The organism is Viridibacillus arvi (assembly GCF_001274945.1).
In the GTDB taxonomy this organism is placed as follows: domain Bacteria; phylum Bacillota; class Bacilli; order Bacillales_A; family Planococcaceae; genus Viridibacillus; species Viridibacillus arvi.
Map to the genome: position 1 here is coordinate 601,071 of NZ_LILB01000005.1, position 6,825 is coordinate 607,895.

General features: G+C 31.0%; 7 protein-coding genes. 1 reads left to right on the forward strand and 6 read right to left on the reverse strand.

The features are described 5' to 3' along the window. Positions 1-800: 800 nt before the first annotated feature. The 5 genes from AMD00_RS12200 to AMD00_RS12220 form a co-directional block, all read right to left on the reverse strand. Positions 801-1,013 carry a hypothetical protein gene (locus AMD00_RS12200; RefSeq protein WP_053417334.1) on the reverse strand — a complete coding sequence of 71 codons (213 nt, stop codon included), beginning with the start codon at positions 1,011-1,013 and terminating at the stop codon, positions 801-803. Between the two features lie 42 nt (positions 1,014-1,055). After that, positions 1,056-1,259 carry a helix-turn-helix transcriptional regulator gene (locus tag AMD00_RS12205; RefSeq protein ID WP_053417335.1) on the reverse strand — a complete coding sequence of 68 codons (204 nt, stop codon included), beginning with the start codon at positions 1,257-1,259 and terminating at the stop codon, positions 1,056-1,058. Between the two features lie 12 nt (positions 1,260-1,271). Then, complete coding sequence (locus tag AMD00_RS12210; protein ID WP_053417336.1) at positions 1,272-1,670, reverse strand: hypothetical protein; 399 nt, start codon at positions 1,668-1,670, stop codon at positions 1,272-1,274. A gap of 824 nt (positions 1,671-2,494) precedes the next feature. Next, complete coding sequence (locus AMD00_RS12215; protein ID WP_053417337.1) at positions 2,495-3,067, reverse strand: DinB family protein; 573 nt, start codon at positions 3,065-3,067, stop codon at positions 2,495-2,497. Positions 3,068-3,459: 392 nt separating this feature from the next. Further along, a complete protein-coding gene (locus AMD00_RS12220) occupies positions 3,460-4,464 on the reverse strand; it encodes a phosphotransferase enzyme family protein (RefSeq protein WP_053417338.1) in 1,005 nt (334 codons plus the stop codon). Between the two features lie 501 nt (positions 4,465-4,965). Here AMD00_RS12220 and AMD00_RS12225 point away from each other — a divergent pair. Next, positions 4,966-5,889, forward strand: a complete 924-nt coding sequence (locus tag AMD00_RS12225; protein ID WP_053417339.1) for a Gfo/Idh/MocA family protein — start codon at positions 4,966-4,968, stop codon at positions 5,887-5,889. 269 nt (positions 5,890-6,158) lie between these two features. Here AMD00_RS12225 and AMD00_RS12230 read toward each other — a convergent pair whose 3' ends face one another. Further along, complete coding sequence (locus AMD00_RS12230; RefSeq protein WP_053417340.1) at positions 6,159-6,644, reverse strand: NUDIX domain-containing protein; 486 nt, start codon at positions 6,642-6,644, stop codon at positions 6,159-6,161. Positions 6,645-6,825: the final 181 nt, after the last annotated feature.

The window sequence follows — 6,825 nt, forward strand, 5'->3', positions numbered from 1 at the left end:
TCCTTGTATATGATGGGTCAATGGTCGTTGACACTCAGCATCATACTAGAGGACTCTTTTTCTTTCAAGACCCTGAACATCTTTCAAACAGGAATGCTGCCCCGTTAGTTTAAGTACATTTTTTCACAAAATTTATTGTTAAATTAACATACATATCCAAATAAAAAAATCATGTCACCCCTAAGAAATCTATAGAGGAGCGATGATTTTAATCAAACTTTATTATAAATGAACAAACTTTATTATAAATAATCAAACTTTTTTACAACTATGTATAAACCTAATAAACTCCAAGTAACATCATCAATTCTTATAATTGATTTAAAAAAGCATTCAAGGAACCGTTCACTGAATGCTTTACAGTTTGTTAAAGAGTAAAACAGACATTCTGTTTACTCTTTTATTTTTGGTATCCAAATTTTTTAGCATCCGACAATCAACACTAATTTACTTAGAACTACTTAAAACAGATCCCTTGCTCTCTTGATAAATTATATTTAATCGAACTGAATTTACTGAGTTTAACTAGTTTGATTCAGTACCTTTACTCTTCTTAGATCAACGCCCTCGTTTAGCTTTGTACAGCAAATCAGTAATCCTATACTAAAAAAAGAACGAATCCTTAAGGAATCGTTCTTTTACTTCAAATGTTCGTTTCTATCTATTTTCCTACGTTTTGAAAATAAAAAAACATCTTAGATAAGATGTTTTTTCTAACTTGTTTGTTACACTAAAGCACCCGTTGTTTAAGTGATTTCATTCATAATATTTCAGTGAAAAATTGAAATTCTTGTTTATTACTACTGCATGATAATTACGATAACTCCTACTATAATACACAGAATTCCACTTAAAAATTGTCCTAAACCCGAAGCTTGTCCCATTAACAGTAAATTGAATAAGTTTTTGTTTCTTTGATTTTTTCCAAATAAGCCATCATCTGTTCTCATACGATAAATACCCCAAACCGTTAAAACTATCCCAAAAATAAATAATATAAATTGCATTTTCATTCCTCCGTTGTTTGTTTAATATGTGTATCTTAATGAAATGGATTAATTGTCATCCTCATCGAAAATAAAAGTTTCTTCAATTGATAAATTAAAAACTGAAGCTATTTTATACGCAAGTAGCACAGATGGATTATACTTTTGTTTTTCTAACGAGATGATTGTCCTAGAAGATACACTTACTTTATCAGCTAATTCTTGTTGCGTTATCCCATATTCTATTCTCAATTCTTTTACTCTATTTTCCATAGATCCTCCTGATTAAAGAAAATGATTGTAATATTTTCTAGACCCAAATTCAATAATTATTAAAGATATTAAGAGAACAAATAATGCAGTATTTGTTGGGATGACCACAAAATTAGTTAAAAACATAAGAATTAATATTTCGGATATCAGAATATACATGGAAAAGCGAGCAACTTTTCCATCAATTAAAGCATCTCTTTCGTCATATTCCTTTTCTAATTCCTTTTCTAATGATTTATTCTTTCGGGATGTAATGTAAGAAATTGTTGAGTACAACAAAATTATTCCACCTAGGAATACTATGATATAGCCAAAATTAAACCCTTCTGATGTATCGAGAATTATTTGAATGATTCCCACTATAATTATCAAGGTTGAGACTAAAAAACGCTGTATAAATAGATTTTTCAAAAATCCCTCTCCTAACCAACTTTTTTCCTTCAGTGAAGCTCACTTCACATGGAGTTTGTTTCACGTGAAGTTTATTTCACATGAAGTTAATTTCATATTATTCTATTACAAGACAAACGTCAAGTAGTAAAAAACAAAAAAGATCGAATCCTTTAAGGAATCAATCTTTTTTGTTAATGTTTATTTATATACATTTCCTTCCATTTATAAATAAAGTAACATCTTAAATAAGGTGTTTTTTCTAACTTGTTTGTTCAACTAACGCACCCCGTTAGTTTACAAAGTTTTCAAGCCATTTTCCTCGTAAATAGCGTCCCCACTTCGGTATTGCCAACATCTTTAATTCTTTATTTTGCATTCTATTTAACCTCTCTCAACAAGTATCAAGTGATAATTATTTAGTTTGACCAACTTTATGCTTTCTCGTTTATCACCACTCAATATTCATATAAATTTCTGAAAGAAGTCTTCCTTCGATTGTTCCATTTTCAAAAGAGCCTCATAAGTTTCAAACTCTTGAGTAAAGGAACCTCTGACCCGCGTAAGATAACATGCACCTGGAATATGGCTAATCCAACATTCTTCATTTAGATATACAAATGGGTATTATTACCCAATTGCTATACCTCCTTGGAACTCAATAAACTCTTTTAAAGTCATCCTTCAATAAACTATTATCTCGATCTGAATGCGTTCCGTTATAGCCCGATTCCTTATCAATTCCCTCTAAATTAACTGATACATTATACATATATAGGTATGTACCTGCTTTTGATTTTAAAACAACAATTTTAGTGCAGAATAATAAGACATTGAATTGTTACTCATTCAGTGTCAGTTTTTTCAATTAAGGATTCAAGATTATTTTGAATGATTCTAATATGATGAGCTTCATGTATGGCTAATAGTTGAATTGCTTGAATAAGATTAGGATTATTTGCTACAGGATCCAAAAAAATAATATGTCCAGCAATGTCTTCATCAATATCCTCTACTACTTGTGATAATTTTAAAGTCTCCTTGATTAGAAGTTGTTCTAATTCGTTATAGTCCATTGTATAATAAATTTTTTTCGGTGGATTCAAAATAAAAGGAGCTTTCATACCTTTCCCATGTTTTTCCTTGTACTGCTTATAAATATCATTTATATCAGAATCAAATGGTTTGTTTCTCATCATTCGAGCAAATAACTTTGTACATGGAATGGTAATAATTGCTGCAACTCGCAGCATTTTTGTAATTAAATATAAGTGATAAATCGTTTCCCCAATAGACCATTTATTTTTTTTAGGTCTTTCCCATAATTGTACTTTTGTTAATGATTTGAGTGTCGGATAAAGTATTTCTCTTTGTTGTTTAAGTGTTGTAAAGTGTTTTTCCATACTTTGAGATTTCATAGTAAACCTCCATTTTTCCTAATTCTGACATTACACTAACCTTTTCTGATAGTTTAATTACATTTCTTCACAATCTCACCTAAATCTTAACATAACTACCCAAATTTCTTTAAAGATGTTGTTGAATTATATTGCCCGATTGTTGAACACAAGTTAAACAACACTCTTCAACTAACCTGCCCCGTTAGTTTAAGTACATCTTTTCACAATCCCTCTAATAAAATTAACATAATTATCTAAATAAAATAATTCTACTTTGTAATTCATTTTATTCAAAAGAACTCAATTCCAATTTTTCGAGCTGTATAGTTATTTATGAGATAAAAGTAAAAGCCACTCCAAAAGTTTGGAATGGCTTATTTATTTATTTATTTATTTATTTATTTATTTATTTATTTCATGTTATTCTTTTGCCATGGTTTTTGAAAGCTTTGTCTTAATTCATCTGCAACACGAACTAATTTACCCCTCAAGCCAACAAACCAAGATGGCGTTTCATTTATTTCACCATAATCCAAAGACTTTAATATTTTGGAGAACTTATATAAGTTTGCATATCTTTGAAACTGTGGAAATTGAGCCACTACATCATTTTCTAAACCCATTTTGGAACGATATCCGTTCAAAAAAGATTGAATCAGTAATTTTGAATGAGGATTGTCATCGTCAATAAAATCATCAAGTGCTGTTACAATATCAAGTGCATACCAGTGATATATTGCATCATCAAAGTCGATTATATTGAAACTATGGTCCTTATCCTCTTCAAAAAAGATATTATCCAATTGAAAATCATAGTGTATCAATCCGAACACATCGTTGTTAGTAGGTAACGATTGAAGCCAATTCGCCACCCTACTTAGCTCTTGAAGGGCTATTTGTTCTCCTGGATGCTTTTTAAATACACATTCCATGAATTGTACTGTGTCCAGCCAACTCTTTCTTCTTTCAGACACTGGCTCAAAAGTTTTTGACAAAAAATGAAGTGAGGCAAGTGATCTTCCCCATTCCTCCATCTGTTTTGCAGTAATTGTATCGGCATCCAAATTGATTCCGTTTGCTGCACTAAAGACAACGGCAATAAACGTTCCTTCTGGTGTTTTTAGTGTTTCAATTAGTTCTCCACTTATTGATTGAATTGGTGTTACCGATGGAAATCCATTAAATTGTAAATATTGCATAAACTCTAACTCAGCTTTTATTTGTTCAATAGATTTATCCTGCTCAAAACTAAATCTCAAAAAATATTGAACTTGATTACGTTCAAAAGCATACACAAAGTTTGAACTTGCGCGCCACAACTCCAAAGTTCCCTCGTCATATTCCCAGAATTGAACGAGACTCTGAGCGACTGCATCAGAAGCTACTCCTCTTACCATGTTTCCTAAATTCATCATCTTTTATTTTTCCTCCCATTACCTTTGAGAGGATTAAACCTTAGTTAAGAAGTAATTCCTCTCATTAGCATGCTATTTTGAAATTCTATCATTTTCAATATGTCACCCCTTCCTTTAGTTTCGGCTATAAAAACTAAAATAGCCCTATATATATACTAATTCTACATAAAATTACAAATACCTCTTTTGTAAATTCTGCACTGATAGGTCAATAAGACTTACAACAATAAGAAAAAGAGCTGCCTATGCAACTCAATGATCTTTAATTAACTCCCATAGTTGAAGTATGTTTCTACATAAACTATAAGCCTGTCTAGTGACATAAAAAAGTGATTTTTTCTAATGAAGAATCACCCTATTGTTTAATAAAACATCTAAATAATATTAGCTATTCCTTAGAACCATACCCACAATGTAAATAATAATACTCTGGTTGTATAGACCACAAAAACATTGTATACTATTTTTGATATTAAATATTTCCATTTAAAGGATGATAAAATGAAAAAACCACGTATTGGCATGATAGGGTTAGGAAGTATAGCGCAAAAAGCATATTTACCGATTCTTTCTCGAGAAACAGATTGGTCATTTGTAGGTGCTTTTTCACCAAGCAAAGATAAACGAAAAATGATTTGCAATCAATATCGTATTCAAGATTTTAATAGTTTACAAACACTTGCTGCAGAGTGTGATGCTGTTTTCGTACATAGTTCCACTAGCTCACATTTTGAAGTCGTATCTTCCCTTTTAACTAAAGGAATAGATGTTTATGTAGATAAACCATTAGCGGCAACTGTTGCTGAAGCTGAAAAATTAGTAGAACTAAGCGAAAAATCAGGAAGAAAGCTTATGGTTGGATTTAATCGACGCTTTGCACCTATGTATGTACAAGCAAAACAAGAAGCTCAAAACATTGCATCAGTTCGCATTGAAAAACATAGAACAGATAGTGTGGGTCCTTACTCTTATGATTTTACTATGTTAGATGACTATTTGCATGTAATTGATACAGCTAGATGGTTAGCAAATGGGGATTTAGATTTGCTACATGGAACAGTAAATCTAAGTAGTGAGAATTATCTTGTCTATGCCGGACATGCTTATAAATCTAAGGAAGGTGTCTCTTTTTTCACAGACATGCATCGAAAAGCGGGAACTAACCTTGAAAAAATTGAACTATTAACAGAGGGAGCAATTTTAAGTATTAAAAACATGAACACTTTAGAAATTGCATCTAAAAACAGCGTAACTACTTCATTTTCTCCTCCTTGGGATACTACGTTAAAGCAAAGAGGTTTTGAAGATGCTGTACAACATTTTATTGACTGTATTCAAAATGATGAGAAACCACTGATTGATGGACTAGAAGGTCTGAAATCTCAATTATTTGTCACTCAGTTAATAGAAGCTGTGACTAAGTAAATTTTATCTTGTTATTAGAAGTCCACATTAGATTTTTGATCGGGAATCGAATGGTTTCGTGTTTCAACTTAGAAAAATACGGCATAAGCAAAGTATTACTTGCTTGTATGAAAGAACACGGAACCTCCACATTTGAAATGGCAGCGATATTTAATTTGTCTGCAGATTCAAATCTATGGTATTGTAAAACACCTTAATTACATAAGGTTTGACTACCCTTGAATAAAAGAAAAAAGGTTTCCATCTATGAAAAAACAGTCAATAACCAACTAAAAGACAAACTCCTCTTGATTTAGTTTATGTTCTTCGATTAAGTCAATGTTTCTACCGTTAGTGGTATAACTCTGTAAGTAAGAACCGATATTAGCATACATTTCAACATTTTGTAACTCTGATATAGGTAGCCATTTAACATCTATTTGATTCGAATCTGGATTTTCTGGAAATTTTGGAGTCGTGTGGTTTATTATTTTGCATTCAAACATCATAACTAATGTATGTATTTTTCCAAACTTTTCAAGATTAAGATGTGGTGTATATTCATAAACTAATGCTAAAGGACCTACTTCTACATCTATACATGCTTCTTCTTTGGCTTCTCTTTTAACTGCATCAGTAATAGATTCATTTGGTTCTGTTCCGCCAGCAGGTAAATCATAGACGATACCTCTTATCGGGTCATTATATACTGTTAATAATATATTATTATTTTCTATGATAATTGCACCTGCTCGTACTCTGATATGATACTGCATTTAAAGCCCCCTATATTTAATTTCAATAAGTTACATTATATCGATGAAATGCACTGGATTAATTTATATAATTCAACGTTAAATAATAAAATCCTTTATTTGTTCTTATTGAACTAACCTCCCTCTATAAACATTGAAGTATCAACGGTTTTCATCACTTCGTGATGTAATAAAAAATATT

What these genes read in the sequence shown, in the direction of transcription:
- AMD00_RS12200 (WP_053417334.1), bottom strand. Translation starts at nt 1,013, where the DNA reads ATGAAAATGCAATTTATATTATTTATTTTTGGGATAGTTTTAACGGTT.
- AMD00_RS12205 (WP_053417335.1), bottom strand. Translation starts at nt 1,259, where the DNA reads ATGGAAAATAGAGTAAAAGAATTGAGAATAGAATATGGGATAACGCAA.
- AMD00_RS12215 (WP_053417337.1), bottom strand. Translation starts at nt 3,067, where the DNA reads ATGAAATCTCAAAGTATGGAAAAACACTTTACAACACTTAAACAACAA.
- AMD00_RS12220 (WP_053417338.1), bottom strand. Translation starts at nt 4,464, where the DNA reads ATGATGAATTTAGGAAACATGGTAAGAGGAGTAGCTTCTGATGCAGTC.
- AMD00_RS12225 (WP_053417339.1), top strand. Translation starts at nt 4,966, where the DNA reads ATGAAAAAACCACGTATTGGCATGATAGGGTTAGGAAGTATAGCGCAA.
- AMD00_RS12230 (WP_053417340.1), bottom strand. Translation starts at nt 6,644, where the DNA reads ATGCAGTATCATATCAGAGTACGAGCAGGTGCAATTATCATAGAAAAT.